The 14,189-nt window shown below is 69.6% G+C and carries 12 protein-coding genes and 1 pseudogene; 4 read left to right on the forward strand and 9 right to left on the reverse strand.

What is annotated here, in order from left to right:
- A pseudogene (locus ACLF5H_RS04570) lies at window positions 1-100 on the forward strand (IS982 family transposase); the annotation flags it as partial.
- Between the two features lie 151 nt (window positions 101-251).
- Window positions 252-803, forward strand: a complete 552-nt coding sequence (locus ACLF5H_RS04575) for a DUF4383 domain-containing protein (RefSeq protein ID WP_421674778.1) — start codon at window positions 252-254, stop codon at window positions 801-803.
- Here the strand turns inward: ACLF5H_RS04575 and ACLF5H_RS04580 are convergent.
- The 3 genes from ACLF5H_RS04580 to ACLF5H_RS04590 all read right to left on the reverse strand — a co-directional run bounded on the left by ACLF5H_RS04580 (window position 791) and on the right by ACLF5H_RS04590 (window position 5,593).
- Entirely contained in the window at window positions 791-1,936 is a 1,146-nt protein-coding gene (locus ACLF5H_RS04580; RefSeq protein ID WP_421674935.1) for an amidase domain-containing protein, read from the reverse strand. The two genes, ACLF5H_RS04575 and ACLF5H_RS04580, sit on opposite strands and share 13 nt — an antisense overlap.
- A 174-nt stretch (window positions 1,937-2,110) precedes the next feature.
- Window positions 2,111-3,412: a hypothetical protein gene (locus ACLF5H_RS04585; RefSeq protein WP_421674779.1), complete on the reverse strand. Its 1,302-nt coding sequence runs from the start codon at window positions 3,410-3,412 to the stop codon at window positions 2,111-2,113.
- A gap of 45 nt (window positions 3,413-3,457) precedes the next feature.
- Window positions 3,458-5,593: a transglycosylase domain-containing protein gene (locus ACLF5H_RS04590; protein WP_421674936.1), complete on the reverse strand. Its 2,136-nt coding sequence runs from the start codon at window positions 5,591-5,593 to the stop codon at window positions 3,458-3,460.
- 281 nt (window positions 5,594-5,874) lie between these two features.
- Between ACLF5H_RS04590 and ACLF5H_RS04595 the strand changes: the two genes are divergently transcribed.
- On the forward strand, window positions 5,875-6,096 hold the full coding sequence (locus ACLF5H_RS04595) for an FmdB family zinc ribbon protein (protein WP_421674780.1): 222 nt from the start codon (window positions 5,875-5,877) through the stop codon (window positions 6,094-6,096).
- 17 nt (window positions 6,097-6,113) lie between these two features.
- On the opposite strand, the gene ACLF5H_RS04600 is transcribed toward ACLF5H_RS04595, so the two are convergent.
- The 3 genes from ACLF5H_RS04600 to ACLF5H_RS04610 are packed head-to-tail and all read right to left on the reverse strand — an operon-like array spanning window position 6,114 to window position 10,612.
- Window positions 6,114-6,929 (reverse strand): HAD family hydrolase, encoded by an 816-nt coding sequence (locus ACLF5H_RS04600; RefSeq protein WP_421674781.1) that lies wholly within the window; start codon window positions 6,927-6,929, stop codon window positions 6,114-6,116.
- Window positions 6,929-9,409: a phosphoribosyltransferase gene (locus ACLF5H_RS04605; RefSeq protein WP_421674782.1), complete on the reverse strand. Its 2,481-nt coding sequence runs from the start codon at window positions 9,407-9,409 to the stop codon at window positions 6,929-6,931. Before ACLF5H_RS04605 ends, ACLF5H_RS04600 begins: the two co-directional genes overlap by 1 nt.
- A 36-nt stretch (window positions 9,410-9,445) precedes the next feature.
- Entirely contained in the window at window positions 9,446-10,612 is a 1,167-nt protein-coding gene (locus ACLF5H_RS04610; RefSeq protein WP_421674783.1) for an HpcH/HpaI aldolase/citrate lyase family protein, read from the reverse strand.
- A 179-nt stretch (window positions 10,613-10,791) separates the two neighbouring features.
- On the opposite strand from ACLF5H_RS04610, the gene ACLF5H_RS04615 reads away from it, so the two are divergent.
- A complete protein-coding gene (locus ACLF5H_RS04615) occupies window positions 10,792-11,562 on the forward strand; it encodes a TerD family protein (RefSeq protein WP_421674784.1) in 771 nt (256 codons plus the stop codon).
- Between the two features lie 16 nt (window positions 11,563-11,578).
- On the opposite strand, the gene ACLF5H_RS04620 is transcribed toward ACLF5H_RS04615, so the two are convergent.
- From ACLF5H_RS04620 to ACLF5H_RS04630, 3 genes are all read right to left on the reverse strand, one after another.
- On the reverse strand, window positions 11,579-12,313 hold the full coding sequence (locus ACLF5H_RS04620; protein ID WP_421674937.1) for a TerD family protein: 735 nt from the start codon (window positions 12,311-12,313) through the stop codon (window positions 11,579-11,581).
- 89 nt (window positions 12,314-12,402) lie between these two features.
- Entirely contained in the window at window positions 12,403-13,542 is a 1,140-nt protein-coding gene (locus ACLF5H_RS04625; RefSeq protein WP_421674785.1) for a DUF475 domain-containing protein, read from the reverse strand.
- Window positions 13,543-13,605: 63 nt separating this feature from the next.
- The gene (locus ACLF5H_RS04630; protein ID WP_037661547.1) at window positions 13,606-14,184 is read right to left on the reverse strand and encodes a TerD family protein; all 579 of its coding nucleotides are present in this window, start codon (window positions 14,182-14,184) and stop codon (window positions 13,606-13,608) included.
- Between the last annotated feature and the right edge of the window lie 5 nt (window positions 14,185-14,189).

Consider the following 14,189-nt stretch of genomic DNA (forward strand, 5'->3'; position numbering starts at 1 on the left):
CCGCACCGGACAACGACTCCTCGCCCTGGCAGCCGGCATCTGGCACAACTGGACCACCGGCGCCAAGATCAAACGATCCCTGATCGCCTACGACCACTGAGAACATCGGACTCACTCATCTAGCGGGGGTCGCGCGCCGAGGGCGACGACGGCGGGTCGTCATGTTGCCGGGTGACCTGGTTCGGGCGGATATTGATGAGAGCCATGTTCTGGGATGGACGGCCGCCGCCAGCGCCCCGAGGGAGGCCGAGATGGCCACGCACGCAGCGCATTCGCACGACAAGCAGCGGATCCGGTTCGATCAGCATCTGCCCGTCGATCACCGGCTGAATCTGGTGTACCGGATCGGCGCGGGGCTGATCGGCGCGTTCCTCGTCGTCTTCGGCATCCTGGGCCTGATCAACCACATCGGGTTCTTCGACATCGGCGGTGCGACGGTCGCCGGTCTGAACACGAACGGCACGCTCAGTGTGCTGTCGATCTGCATCGGCGCGCTGCTGCTGGTCGGCATGGTGATCGGGGGGAACGTCGCGTCCACGCTGAACATGGTGCTGGGCATCCTGTTCCTGCTGAACGGATTCCTGTTCCTGGGTCTGCTGGACACGCCGAACAACTTCCTGGCGTTCAGGATCCAGAACGTGCTGTTCAGCTTTGTGGTGGGGCTGCTGCTGATGACCTTCGGGATGTACGGCCGGGTCGGTCACGCGCTGCCGCACGACAATCCGTACTGGCGGGCCCGCCACCCCGAGTCCTCCCCGCAGGAAGGCCCGGGGCGGCAGGACCGGCGCGGTCAGGTCCTGTAGGCGTAGTAGTACGCCGTCGGGTAGGACGCGACCAGGCTGGCCACCGACCTGTTGTAGGTGTTGGTGGAGTGGTACGTCACGTAGGGCACGCCGGAGGCGTCCCGGTAGGTGACGACCATGGTGTGGTCCTTGGCCCCGTCCCGGTCGAAGTCCATCTGGATCACGTCACCGAGGTCCGCCTGGTACACGTTGGCGAGCGGGGTGACGCGCTTGGAGGACAGCGCGAACCAGGAGAACTCGTTGACGCCGACGAAGGAGTCGGACTGGATGTCGGCGGTGCCGAACCACTTGGTGTAGTCGTCGGTGTAGCCGGGGACGTGCTTCCAGCCGCCCGCCTTCAGCACCTGGCTGACGAAGTTGGTGCAGTCGCCGCCGGCGCCTTCACCGTTGTAGTTCGGGTAGTCGGTGTTGTAGTGGTTCCAGTACTTCTGCGCGTACGTGACCATCGCCTTGTAGTCGTACGCGCCCCCGGTGAGCTTCTTGGGGTTCGCCGGTGCCGGGTAGCTGGTGGCCGCGCGGGGCGCGGTGGGCGGCCCGTCATCGGACGAGGAGGACGGCGACGCCGACGGCGAGGCGTTGTCCTTGGGCGCGGTGGAGGGCGGCTCGACCTGGTTGACGGCGAGGTAGCCGTCGTCGGTGTCCTTGATGCCCGTGAGCTGCCAGTCCCCGTGCCGGCCGGCCTGGAAGGTCAGCTCGTGGTGGGCCTGGAATCCCGTGGTCTTCGGTCCCTTGGCCGAGGTGGTGCCCGGCTTGTAGGTCAGCGAGGTGGTCTCGGTGACGGCGACCTTGGCGCTGTGGCCGTGCACCTCGGTGGCGTCGAGCGTCACCGTGGTGCTGCCGGCGCTGTACTTCTCGCCCAGCTTGGCGAGGCGGTCCTTGCGGACGCGCAGCTGGCCGAGGGCGGAGGACTGCTGGTGGCTCTGGCCGCCGGAGAGGCGGACGGAGCCGTGGAAGCCCTTGGTGTGCTGGGTGCGGCCGTTGGTGGAGCCGTCCACCAGGGCCTGGGTGCGGTCGGTGAAGACCGCGTCGGCGAGCTTCTGGAAGGTCGCCTTGGTGGCCGCGTCCACGGTCGGGTCGTTGGTGACCGCCGCGCCCGCGCTCCAGTTGGGTATGAGCGCCACACCGGCGACCACGGCGGCGGCGGAGGCACCGACGATGGTGGTGCGACGCCCCTTACGGCTGAGTCTTCTCGACTTCAATGATGTTCCCCTCTATGCCGGTACACCTACCGGGAGGGGGCATCTTCGCATGGCGTGCGGGGCGCGTGTGAAGGGGGTTGCACAAGTGGAACCTGGCCTGCGGCTACGTCATTTGACGACGGTGGACCAGTCCGGGGACTGGGCGGGGTCGAGGCTGCGCAGCGCGGCCAGTGTCGAGGGCTTCTGGACGTCCATCCAGTCGGCGAGTTCCTTGAAGGACACGCACTTGACGCCCTTCTTGGTGCAGATCTTCGGGATGATCCGGTCGATGGACTTCATGTAGATGCTGCCGTTCCAGTGCTCGAAGTGGTTGCCGATGAACAGCGGTGCGCGGCTGCCGTAGTAGACGCGGTTGAAGCCGGCCATGTAGGAGTCGACCGTCTGCTGTTCCCACTGCGCGTACTTGGCCGGGTCGCCGTCGGTCTCGCCGTTGGACTGGTTGTAGAGGAAGTTGAAGTCCATGGACAGGCCCTGGAACTTGCCGTTCTCGTACGGGAGCATCTGGAGCGGGAAGTCCCAGACGCCGTTCTTCTTGGCGGGCCATATCTGGAAGTCGCCCGGGGAACTGGCGTCGTAGCGCCAGCCGTAGCTCTTGATGGCCTTCAGCAGGTTGGGCTGGCCCTCAAGGCAGGGCGCGCGGCCGCCGGTGACCTCCTGCTTGAAGTCGAAGGGCAGGGGCGGGATGTCGGTGTATCCGGTGTTCGTCTTCCAGTTCTCCACGAAGGAGTAGAACTGGTCGATCTCGCTCTTCCACTGCTGGACGCTCCAGTCACCGCCGCCCTTGGTGCCGCAGAAGTGGCCGTTGAAGTGGGTGCCGATGTCGTTGCCCTGCTCGTAGGCGAGGCGGAGCTGTTCCAGGGTGGTGCGGATGTGTTCGTCGGTGGGGTAGTCGATGGCGGCGTCGCCGGGCTGGTGCATCGGGCCGTGGTAGAGGTCCTTCTTGCTCTTGGGCAGCAGGTAGATGCCGGTGAGGAAGAAGGTCATGTGGGCGTTGTACTCCTTGGCCATCTCCCGGTAGTGCGAGAAGAGATGGTCGTCGCCCTCCAGGGCGCCGTCCCAGGAGAAGACGACGAACTGGGGCGGTTTCTCACCGGGCTTGAGCGGTACGGGCTTCAGGGTGCCCTTCTGCGGTCCGGTGTCGGAGGTGGAGCCGTCGCCGAGGACGTGGGTCTTGCCGTCCCAGGTGGCGGTCGGGGAGGGCGTGGGGCCGCCCGTTCTGGCGCCCTTGCCGGAGGCGGCGGTGGGTGTGGTGTCGTCGGGGCGGCTCAGGGCGAGGTAGCCGGCCACCAGGGAGGCCACGACGAGGAAGGCGGCGAGCGTGAAGATCTGCGGGCGGGTGGCTGCGGGGACGCGGCGGCGGCCGGGGGCGCGACGCCGGCCCCGGCCCGTCTGTTGCTTCTTGCGAGACATGCGCGGCTCAATCTCCGTGTGGTCGAGGGTTCGGGGCCCGGGCGGTCAGTCCAGGCCCATGGCGGCCGACCAGAGGGCGTAGGGCACGGTGTCCGGCGAGGTGCCCGCGAGGCCCTTCAGGGGTAGCGGTTCCAGGGACTTGGCCAGGTCCATGCGGTAGACGACGACGGCCGTGGACACGGAGTCGGCCGTGCCGGCGTACCAGGCGGCGGTGTTCTGGCCCGTGCCGTCCTCGTCGGTGGTGCCCTGGTCGGCGGTCCCTGCCTTGGCCGCCGCGTCCGGTGCGGTGACGCCCGGGTGGGCGGCGTGGAAGGAGTCGGTGAGCGCCTGGTCGACGTCCCTGGCGGCCTCGGGGCCGATCGCGCGGGTGGGGCGCGGGGTGGCGAGGGCGACGGGGGCGCCGTTGCGGGTGATACGGCGCACCGAGTACGGCTCCGTGTGGGTGCCGTCGGCCGCGAAGGTGGCGTATCCGCTGGCCATCCGGATGGCGCTGGGGGTGGAGCTGCCGAGCGAGAGGGCGGGCACCTGGGGGCCGATGCTGCCGGACAGCAGCCCGGACGCCTGGGCGGTCTGGCGGACCTGCCCGAGGCCGGTGTCCATGCCGAGCTGCATGAACGGGGTGTTGACCGATTTGGCGAGCGCCTCGCGCAGGGTGATCTTGCCGTACGACTTGTTGCCGTCGTTGTGCGCGGAGACCTTCTTGCCGCTGCGGTCCCAGTAGGGGCCCTCGGGGGTGGTGACGGGCACGGCGTCGTCGCCGTCGTAGACGCTGTCGGGGGTGACGGGGGTGACGGGCCCGCCGCGTGTCTTGTGGACGCCGTGTTCGAGCCCGGCGGCGTAGACGAAGGGCAGGAAGGCGCTGCCGGCCGGGACGGTGGTCGCGTTGGACTCGTTGTAGCCCTGGGTGCGGTGGTCGGGGCCGCCGTAGACGGCGAGGATCCGGCCGTCGGTGGCGACGGAGGCGGCCCCGTAGTGGCCGTTCTTCGCGGCGTCGGGGTTGTCCCGCTTGGCCTTTTTGCGGGCCTTGGTGACGGCGTCGGTGAGCGCCTTCTCGCGCTTGCGGTCGAAGGTGGTGTAGATCTGGTAGCCGCCGAGGTCGAACTGCTGGTCGGTCAGGTGTGCGGACTTCTTGGCGTACTGGGAGGCCAGCTCCACCAGGTAGTCGCTCTGCTCGCCGGTGTTGTACAGCGGGTTGGCCTTCAGCGGCTCGGGAAACGTCTTGTACTGGGCGCGCTGGGCCGGCGTCAGCTTGTGGATCTTGACCATGCGGTCGAGGATCCAGGACCAGCGTTCCTCGGCCCGCTGGTGGTTGGCCTTGCTCAGGGTGGGGTCGTACAGGCCGGCGCCCTTGAGCAGTCCGGCGAGCATGGCCGCCTCGGACACGTTGAGCTTGCTGACGTCCTTGCCGTAGTAGGCCTGGGAGGCGCGCTGGATGCCGTAGGTGCCGCGGCCGAACCAGCTGGTGTTGAGATAGCCCTCGAGGATCTTGTCCTTGCTCATCTTGTTGTCGAGCTTGAGCGAGATCATCGCCTCGGTGAACTTACGGCTGACGGTCTGGTTCTGGTTCAGATAGACGTTCTTCACGTACTGCTGAGTAATAGTGGAGCCGCCTTGGGTGTCCCCCTCTCCCACGGTGCGGAACAGGGCCCGGCTGATGCCCTTCACGGAAATTCCGGGGTCGGAGTAGAAGGTCTCGTTCTCCGCGGCGAGCACCGCCCAGCGGACGTCCGGGGGGATGTCCTTGAGGGGCATGGCCTGTCGCTGCACCCAGCCCGTACGGGCCATCGGGGTGCCGTCGGACCAGAAGTAGACGTTGTCCTGCTGGGTGGCGTACGAGTTCAGGTCGCTCGGTATGTCGGTGAGCGCGTAGGCGGTCACCAGGAAGGCGCTGAGCAGGCCGAAGGAGGCCAGGGTGCCGCCGAGCCACTGCCGCCAGGAGGGCATCCAGCGCCGCCAGCCGCTGCGGCCGGGGCGGGGGTAGGCGGGCTTGAGGCGCCGTGCGTAGGGCGCGAGCGGGCGCAGATACGGCGCGAGCCGGCGCGTCAGGGGCGCCGACAGGCCCAGTATTCGGGCCGTCACACTCCCCGCACGCTCCCGGGCGGAGGGGCGCGCGCTGCGTCTGCGCTCGGCCCGTCCGCCGCCGGATGGCGGCTCGGGCGGCGCGGGCACGCGCAGCTGCATGGTCTCGTCGGCCCTGAGAGCGTCCACTCTCAGATGCAGGGTCCGGTCGGCGTCGAGCGGCTGCTCGCCCCGGCCGGAACGGCCCTCCCCTTGCGACGCATCGGTCACTATGCGTCTCCCCTCCGCACTCGCTCTTGCTCGCGCGGTGAGCTGAGCGTCCTCGCAACGGCGTTCACAAGTTATCAGCGAAGTTTTCGATTCCTCCGCACGAGTACCGGGTGTATCCCAACACTCATCAAACATTGAGACGCCACGTTTGCCCCCGCGGTTACGCTGTGCTCATGCCTCGCTATGAGTACCGCTGCCGGAGCTGCGGCGACACGTTCGAACTGAGCCGGCCGATGTCGGAGTCGGCGGCGCCGGCGGAATGCCCCGCCGGACACACGGACACGGTGAAGCTGCTGTCCACGGTCGCGGTGGGCGGTTCGGCCGCGTCGTCGGCCTCCGCGCCCGTGCCTCCGGCGGGTGGCGGCGGCTGCTGCGGCGGGGGCTGCTGCGGCTGACCCCCGCCCGGGGCCACCTAGGGGGCGGCCGTGCGCGTCGCCTCCAGGAACTCCCTCAGGATCCGCTCCCCCGCCAGGACCCCCCGCTCCGGCAGCGCGCTGATCCGCGGCGCCAGCCACCCCGCGTCCGCCAGTTCGCCGTGGCCCGGTCGCCAGCCCCGGTCCGCGGCGAGCAGGAGGTCGGCGTCCAGCAGCGAGTCACCGGCGGCCAGCGTCAGCTCCGCGCCGGTGCGGCGGGCCACCTCGCGGACCGCCGCGCTCTTGGTGAGCGGCTTGGGCACGGCGTAGAGCTTGCGGCCCTGGAGGGAGACGGTCCAGCCGCGGCCCTCCGCCCAGGCCGCCAGCTCCTTCACCCAGTCCTCGGGCAGCAGCTCACGCTCCACCACGAGGTAGGCGAACAGGTCCTCGGCGACCCGCTGCTTGCGCAGCCACACCGGGTCGGCCGTCCGCGTCAGATGCTCCTGGACCTCGGCCAGCGGCGCGCACTCGTCGGCGAGCCGGGCCAGCACCCGGGCGTGCCAGTCGGCGTCGGTGACGCCGTCGACCAGCAGATGGCCGCCGTTGGCGCAGATCGCGAACGCGGGCTTCGGGCCCGGCAGATTGATGCGCTGGTACTGCTTGCGGGTGCGGGTCGTGGTCGGCACGAACACGGCCGCGTCCCCGAGGTCGGTCAGCAACCGCGCCGCCGTCTCGGTCAGGTACGACAGCGGTCTGCTCTCGTGCACCTCCACGCACAGCAGCCGGGGCGCGCGAGCGTCCGGCATGGTCAGCGCGAGGGCCGCCGAGGAGTAGATCAGCGTGCGGTCGAGGTCGCTCGCCACCAGCACCGGCATCAGACGTTCACGGCCTTTCCGTCGGCGCCGGTCGCCCCGCGCGTGTACTGGGGGTGGATCAAACCGACGCAGGTGTACGGCAGTTCGTCCACCTCCTCGACCGGCACCCCGCGCTGCCGGGCGAGCAGCCGGACATGGTCCAGGTCGGCGCCCGCGCCCTTGTGCGCGAGGATCTTCCAGGGCACCCGGCGCAGCAGCACCCGGGTGGTCTCGCCGACGCCCGGCTTGACGAGATTGACGTCGTGGATGCCGTACTCCTCGCTGATCCGCTCGACGGCCCGCCAGCCCGCCCAGGTCGGGGTGCGGTCCGCGGCGAGCAGTTCCTTGACCGCCTCCGCCACGCCGTCGGTGACCTCCAAAAAGCGTGCCTCGACGGCGTCGAGGAAGGCCACGGAGACATCGGCGGCGGCGAGTTCGCGGTAGAACTTCGCGCCGTGGAAGTCGTCGGGACCGACCAGGTCGGCGCGCAGGACGGTACGCGAAATGAGCCCGGAGACGGTCGAGTTGAGGCAGGCGGAGGGGATGAGGAAGTCCTCGCGGGTGCCGTAGGTGCGCACGCACGAGCCGGGGTCGGCGAGGACGGCGATCTCCGGGTCGAATCCGCTGACGCCCTCGGCCTTCTCGAACTCCTCGACGGCCCGGGCGAGTTCACGGGTGATGGCGCCCTTGCCGGTCCAGCCGTCCACGAACACGACGTCCCTGGGGTCGTGGTGGGCGGCGAGCCAGCGCAGTGCGTTGGTGTCGATGCCCCGGCCGCGCACGATCGACACGGCGTAGTGCGGGAGTTCGAGGCCGTGCCGGAAGCGCGCCCAGCGGCGCATCAGCACACCGACCGGGGTCCCGGCGCGGGCCAGCGACACCAGCACCGGGCGCGGCGACCGCTCCGCGAGGACCGTCTCGGTGACCACGCCGACGGCGCGGGCGATCCGCGCGGCCGAGGTGCCGAGGGCCGCGTGGAACAGCTCCTGGTACTGGGCGCTGGGCTGGTACTCCACGGGCAGCGACTCGGCGTAGTGCGCCCCGCCGCTCTGGATGGCCTCCTCCCGCTCCTCGGTCGGCGCCTCCAGGGTGACGTCGGAGAGGTCCTGGAGCAGCCAGCCGACCTCCTCGGGCGGGTACGAGGAGAACGCGGGGCCACGGAGGGGCTCGGGCAGCATGGCCGGCCTTTCGGGAGCGCCCGGGGGCGCGGGGACGAAGGAGGGGACGACCGCGAGCAGCACGTGCGGCACCTGCTCGGCGAGCCGCGTGAGCAGGCCGTCCGGCGCGTGCAGCGCGGGGGTGTCGGCGGCCGAGTCGACCACGGCGACGACGGCGTCGAATCCGCCGCCCGCCACGTTGTAGGCGTACCGCTCGCCCGGCCCGTCGGCCGGGTCGTCGTGCGCCGGGAAGACGATACGGCTGCGGATCGCGTACCCCGGGTCGTCGACCGCGAGCACGGGCGAGCGCGTGGTGGTGGAGAACCGCACCTCGGCGTCCAGGGTCCGCTCCAGCTCACCGGCGAGCCGCAGGGGGGCGTACATCAGCTCCTCGAAGCCGAGGATCAGGACGCTGCGGGCGTCGGCGGGGAGGGCGTCGGATATGCGGCCGGCCAGCGCGGGGAGGGCGGCTTCGAGACGGGCGCGGTGGCCGGGGGTGAATCCGTGCCGCCCGCCGTCGGGAAGACCGGCGGGCCAGCCGAGGTCCACGGTCCGCGGGGCGCGGGGCGCGATCGTGCGGGCGCGCGCGACCGCGTCCGGTCCGCGTCCGGCCTCGTGCCGCGCGACCAGCTCCTGCCCCTTCTCCAGCACGCCTTCTGGAAGCAGCACCGTGCCCGAGACCGCGGCGACGAGATCCACCCGCGCCCCGATCTCCGCCGCGAACGCCTCCAGCCGCCGGACGTCCTCCGCCGACCGCATGTCCACCAGCGCGACCACCACGTACCGCTGCCGCGGATACCGGGCGTGCAGATCGCGGATCGTGTTCAGCACCGTGTTCCCGGTGGAGAACTCGTCGTCCACCAGCACCAGCGGCCCGTTACCGGCCAGCAGCGCGGGGTCCGCGGGCAGCAGCAGATGCGAGGTGGCGTGGGAGTGCGACTCCTCGAACCCGCCCGCGGGGGCCACCCCGGCGACCGGGCGGCGCGTGGAGTGCAGATACGGCGCGGTGCCGAGCCCGTCGGCCACCGCGTGCCCGAGTCCGGTCGCGGTCTCCGCGTACCCGAGGACGACCGCGCGGGCCGTCTCCTTCGGGCCGAGCAGCGCGTGCACCCGCCGGCCGAGCCGCACCCCGTGGCCGTACACCACCGAAGGTGTCTGCGGTACGTGCTTGCCGAGCACATGGGAGACCAGCAGATGGGCCCGCTTGGGGTTGCGGCGCAGGGCGAGGCCCAGCATGGCCCGCAGCTCCTCGCCGCCCCGGCCGTCCACGCCCTGGAGTCCGACCCCGAGTCGCTCGGCGACCCAGCTGCCGGACCAGACCCCGTCGTTCACTGCGTTGTTCATGCGTTCCTTGGATGCGTTTCCCGGTTGCGGGAGAGGTCAGTCGGGTATTCCGGCGGCGAGCAGTTCCACGAAGCTGACGTCCTCGTGCGCGACGCCGAACACCTCCGCGCGCAGCAGGGTCCGCTCGGCCCAGGCGCGGTGGGGTTTCACCTCGTTCATCTTGTTCGTATAGGCGGATCTGAGGACGCCTCCGCCGCCGCGTTCCGGCCGCAGGATGTCCTGGGCGTCGCTGTACTCCTCATGGCTGACCACGGACAGCGTGTGCACCGGCAGCACATGGGAGGGGTGGATGCAGGTCTTGCCGAGCAGGCCGTTGGCCTGGTCGAGGGAGATCTCGCGCAGCAGTCCGTCCATGGCGTGCTCCAGCAGCTTCGCGCGCAGTTCGACGGCCTGCATCTCAAGGAAGGGGCTCTGCCGCAGCTGGGGCTTGAACATGCGCTCGGAGAGCCGGAAGTACTCCCACACCGGGCCGGTGACCGTGAACCCGGTGCCGTCGGCGCGGCCCAGCATGTTCACCACGTCGGCGATGACGGAGGCGACGACCTGGACGTCGTACGCGGTCATGTCGGGGGCGCGGCGCAGGCCGTAGGAGGAGCAGAAGTCGGTGACGCCGAGGCGCAGCGCGAGGACGCGGTCGCGGTACTTGTCGACGGTGCGGAAGATGCCCTCCAGGGTCTCCACCCGCGACTCGCGGTAGAGCAGCTCCGGGGATTCCAGGACCGGCATGGCGAAGAGCCGGTGTCCGGCGTCGGCCTCGGCAGCGGTCAGGGCCTCCAGGAAGGGCAGGCCGCGCTCCCCGGTGAACTTGGGCAGCACGAATCCGGACAGCAGCCGTACGGACGCGCCGAGGCGGTGGACGAGGTCGGGGATCTGCTCGGGGGTGCGCACCCGGATGAACAGCAGCGGCGGCTCGGCGCCCGCCCGGGAGTCGAGGTCGGCGAACTGCCGGACCAGGTTCTCCTCACCGGCCGCCACATCCGCGTCGCCGATGGAATCCTCCAGGCACAGCACCATGGAGACCACGCCGTTGCCCGTCTGCCGGAGGATGTCGTCGGCGAGGCGCGGCCGGGTGGCCGGGCTGTACAGCGTGGCGCCGAGGGCGGCGGCGAGCAGCCGGGCCGGGGAGCCGGCGGTGAACTCGCACGGCTCCCGGTGGAAGAGGCGCTGCCGGGCCTCGGGGGCGATGTGCCCGAAATGACGCATAGGACTCCCCCAAGAGTCGCAACCCGAGATTGAGGATTCGGTAAAGGGTGGCCGGTAATAGTACGTAGGGTGACCTGTCCGAGGTTCCCTCCTGGCGTGAATTTCCGGTAACTCCACTGTGTCGGTCACCGGCACCCCCCGCATTGTCGTGGCCAGGACCGAGAGGGCAGGATGACGGCATGACGCACGCGATGCTGAAGGGGTCGAACGTCCCGCTGGAGGCCACCACGGTGCGCGCCGTGCTGCGCTGGACGCCGGGGACGTCGGTCCCGGACGTGGACGCCTCGGCGCTGCTGCTCGGCCCCGGCGGCCGTGTGCGCTCGGACGAGGACTTCGTGTTCTACAACCAGCCCCGGCATCCCTCGGGGAAGGTGTGGCGGCTGGGCAAGAAGCGGGTCACCGAGGGGCTGACCGACACGATCCAGGCGGAGCTGACGGGGGTCGAGCCGGAGATCGGGCGGATCCTGCTGGTCGCGTCCGCGGACGGGATCACCTTCGACCGGGTGCCGAACCTGAGCATCGTGCTGTACGACGCCGCCGTCGCCGACGGTGAGCCGTGGGCGGTGTTCGAGATCAAGCCGGAGACCGGCGCGGAGACGGCGATGATCTGCGGCGAGCTGTACCGCCGCGGGGAGGGCTGGAAGTTCCGGGCGCTGGGCGAGGGATATTCCAACGGGCTCAAGGGCCTGGCCACGGACTTCGGCATCTCGGTGGACGAGTCGGAGGAGCAGGCGCCGGCCGCGGAGCCCGCGGTGGACGAGGGGGTCACGGTCTCCCAGCCGCTGCCCCCGGAGCAGCCGGCGTCGGCGGTGCCGCCGCAGCCGGGATACGGGTTTCCCCCGCCGACCTCGGCCCCGGCGTACGGCTGTCCGCAGCCCGTGCCCGTGCCGCTCGCCCCGGACCCGAACTTCCGGCTGCCGCCGCAGGGACCGCAGTTCATCGGGCGGTAGCGGCCGGCGGCGGGCATCAGACCTTTGTCTTGTAACCCCGGCCCCACTGGAGTCCCCATCCGTACAGCCGGTCCAGTTCGGCCTGGAAGCCGTAGACGAACTTGACCTCGCGGCGGACCATCAGCTCACCCTTGACGTTCTCGATGAGCAGGACGGCGCAGGAGCGGGCCTGGGGGTGGCGTTCGTCCAGGCTGATCTCCAGGCGGGGGCCGCTGCTGGGGTACAGGGTGACGATGGCGTGGGTGCGGTCGAACGCCGGGGTCTGGTCGTAGATGTAGACGAAGACCAGGATCCGTTTGATGGACTCGCGGTGGTCGAGGTTGATGTACATCGTCTCGCCGGAGCCCGAGCCGAACCGGTCGTCACCGCTGATCTTGATGTACGGCACCGCGTTGATGTCGCCCAGGTAGTCGCCCAGCGGCTGGACGACGCCCTTGGTGCCGTCCGTCAGCTCGTACAGACAGCCCAGGTCGAGGTCGACGTCGACCATGCTCTGTCCGTGGCCCTGGATCTCCGGCGGCTTGAGGGCCTTGAGGGGGTGCCGCAGCAGGCTGGGGCGCTGGGCGCCGAAGTCGGAGGTGCGCATCCGCCAGGTGAGGTTGACGCGCAGATGCCCGGTGGCCGCGCCCTGCTTGGTGAGGGACGCCGACTGGCGCCGCTTGGTGAGCTCGATGGCGTTGGTGGCGTTGGTGGCGTTGCCGGAGTCGAAGTCGACCGCGCGTGCGCCCAGCAGTCCGTCGAAGAAGCCCATGTCCCGCCCCCAGGTCGTCGTCCGCATGCGTTCGGGGCGGCCGGCCGTGCCCGCCGCCCCGAACAGAGCGTTCCTCATGGATCAGGGTGTCACACCCCGGAGGAGACTTCGGCCTTCTCCCCGCTGCCGCCTTCGGCCGCCGCGAGGGCCCGGTTCCGCCGTACGGAGGACCAGAAGGACAGGGCGATCAGGACGACGCCGACGAGACCGGTGATCACCTCGTTGATCTCGTACTGGATGGTGACCATGAGGATGATGGCCAGGGCGCCGATCGCGTAGTGGGCGCCGTGCTCCAGGTAGACGTAGTCGTCGAGGGTGCCCTGGCGGACCAGGTAGACGGTGAGCGAACGGACGTACATCGCGCCGATGCCGAGGCCGAGGGCCATCATCACGATGTCGTTGGTGATGGCGAAGGCGCCGATCACACCGTCGAAGGAGAAGGACGCGTCCAGGACCTCCAGGTAGAGGAACATGAAGAACGCGGCCTGGCCGGCCAGCAGCACGGCGGACTTCTTCTTGCCGGTGCGGGCGGCCTCTTCCTCCTCCTCGTGCTCGCGCTCCTCCTCTTCCTCCAGGCGTTCCTCGAAGAAGCCGGAGAGACCGCCGACGATCATGTACGTGATCAGACCGGCGATGCCGGAGATCAGGACCGTCTGCGCCTTGTCGATGTGCGCGCCGCCGTGCTGGTGGGCGTGGGTGGCGAAGGTGAAGGAGGTGACCAGCAGGATGATCAGGGCGATGCAGACCGACAGCATGTCGACCTTGCCGAGCTTGGCCAGCGGCCGCTCGATCCACTGGAGCCACTTTATGTCCCGGTCCTCGAAGATGAAGTCCAGGAAGATCATCAGCAGGAACATGCCGCCGAAGGCCGCGATCGCCGGGTGGGCGTCGGTGACCAGCTGCTGGTAGCGGTCCTTGTCGGCGAAGGCGAGGTGCACCGCGTCGATCGGGTTGAGCTTGGCGGTGATGGCCACGATGACGACGGGGAAGACCAGCCGCATGCCGAAGACGGCGATGAGGACGCCGACCGTGAGGAAGATCTTCTGCCAGAAGGCATTCATCTTCTTCAGGATCCCGGCGTTGACCACCGCGTTGTCGAAGGAGAGCGAGATCTCCAGGACGGCGAGGATCGCCACCACCCCGAAGGCCTCCCACCCCCCGTAGAAGACGGCGGCGACCAAGCCGATCGCGGTGACCGCGAGCGACCAGCCGAAGGTTTTCAGTAGCACTGGTTACCCCATCGTGTTGTGGGGGTGCCTCCCATGAGGGTCTCCCCCGCGCCGCGCACGGCTTTACGAAACGTTGACCCCAAAGTCTAGAGCGATGCCGCGCAGCCCCGACGCGTACCCCTGACCGACCGCCCGGAATTTCCATTCGCCCTGGTAGCGGTACAGCTCGCCGAAGATCATGGCGGTTTCGGTGGAGGCGTCCTCGCTGAGGTCGTACCGGGCGAGTTCTTGACCGTCCGACTGGTTGACGACCCGGATGAAGGCGTTGGAGACCTGTCCGAAGGTCTGTCCGCGCTCGTCGGCCATATGGATGGAGACCGGGAAGATGATCTTCTCGCACTGGGGCGGGACCTTGGGGAGGTCCACCAGGATCGACTCGTCGTCGCCCTCGCCCTCACCCGTGAGGTTGTCGCCGGTGTGCTCGACCGAACCGTCCGGGCTCTTGAGCTGGTTGTAGAAGACGAACCACTCGTCGCCCATCACCCGGTTGTTGGCACCGCACAGCAGCGCGCTGGCGTCCAGGTCGAAGGGGGCGCCGGTGGTGGAGCGCGCGTCCCAGCCGAGCCCGATCATGACGTTGGTGAGGTTCGGTGCGGCCTTGGAGAGGGAGACATTGCCTCCCTTGGCGAGCGTCACGCCCATGATTG

It is taken from the genome of Streptomyces sp. LaBMicrA B280 (assembly GCF_049222185.1).
GTDB classification, from domain to species: domain Bacteria; phylum Actinomycetota; class Actinomycetes; order Streptomycetales; family Streptomycetaceae; genus Streptomyces; species Streptomyces murinus.

Coding starts and splice junctions, on each gene's coding strand:
- ACLF5H_RS04575 (WP_421674778.1), top strand. CDS start 252: ATGGCCACGCACGCAGCGCATTCGCACGACAAGCAGCGGATCCGGTTC.
- ACLF5H_RS04585 (WP_421674779.1), bottom strand. CDS start 3,412: ATGTCTCGCAAGAAGCAACAGACGGGCCGGGGCCGGCGTCGCGCCCCC.
- ACLF5H_RS04590 (WP_421674936.1), bottom strand. CDS start 5,593: ATGCAGCTGCGCGTGCCCGCGCCGCCCGAGCCGCCATCCGGCGGCGGA.
- ACLF5H_RS04595 (WP_421674780.1), top strand. CDS start 5,875: ATGCCTCGCTATGAGTACCGCTGCCGGAGCTGCGGCGACACGTTCGAA.
- ACLF5H_RS04600 (WP_421674781.1), bottom strand. CDS start 6,929: ATGCCGGTGCTGGTGGCGAGCGACCTCGACCGCACGCTGATCTACTCC.
- ACLF5H_RS04605 (WP_421674782.1), bottom strand. CDS start 9,409: ATGAACAACGCAGTGAACGACGGGGTCTGGTCCGGCAGCTGGGTCGCC.
- ACLF5H_RS04610 (WP_421674783.1), bottom strand. CDS start 10,612: ATGCGTCATTTCGGGCACATCGCCCCCGAGGCCCGGCAGCGCCTCTTC.
- ACLF5H_RS04615 (WP_421674784.1), top strand. CDS start 10,792: ATGACGCACGCGATGCTGAAGGGGTCGAACGTCCCGCTGGAGGCCACC.
- ACLF5H_RS04620 (WP_421674937.1), bottom strand. CDS start 12,313: ATGGGCTTCTTCGACGGACTGCTGGGCGCACGCGCGGTCGACTTCGAC.
- ACLF5H_RS04630 (WP_037661547.1), bottom strand. CDS start 14,184: ATGGGCGTGACGCTCGCCAAGGGAGGCAATGTCTCCCTCTCCAAGGCC.